Annotated in this window: 1 protein-coding gene; it reads left to right on the forward strand. The window is 65.7% G+C overall.

Annotation, left to right across the window (positions count from 1 at the left end):
- Positions 1–63 precede the first annotated feature (63 nt).
- Positions 64–534 (forward strand): MATE family efflux transporter (locus J5M67_RS27690; RefSeq protein ID WP_207888580.1); only part of this gene is annotated, 471 nt, incomplete at its 3' end.

Raw genomic sequence — 534 nt, forward strand, 5'->3', positions numbered from 1 at the left:
TGATCGGGGCGGGAGCGGCGGCGATGGCGAACGCGGCGGGGCGGCGCGTCCATGGATAAAGGCATGCTGAAGAACGTCGCGATCAATTTCTTCGGATTGGTCCTGCCGACCTTCGTCTCGCTCGTGACGGTGCCCGCGTACATCAAGGCGCTCGGCGTCGAGCGCTACGGCGTCGTGAGCCTCGTGTGGACGCTGATCGGCTATTTCGGGATCCTCGATCTCGGGATGAGCATGGCCGCGCAGAACCACATCTCGAAGGCGCTCGCGAGCGGCGACGCGAAAGAGAGCGCGCGCGTGTTCTGGAGCGCGTTCTGGCTGAACCTCGCCACGGGCATCGCGGGCGGGCTGCTGATCTACTTCGGCGCGTTCATGTACACCGCGTACTTCACGAAGGTGTCGGCCGAGCTGCAGCACGAGGTGTACCTCGCGCTGCCGTGGCTCGCGCTCGCGATTCCGCTCGCGAACGTGTCGTGGGTGTTCGCGGGCGCGATCAACGGCGCCGAGCGTTTCGGCGTGTTCAACACGAACCAGACG

The sequence above is a fragment of the Pseudomonas sp. 30_B genome, assembly GCF_017491605.1.
Classification (GTDB): Bacteria; Pseudomonadota; Gammaproteobacteria; order Pseudomonadales; family Pseudomonadaceae; genus Pseudomonas.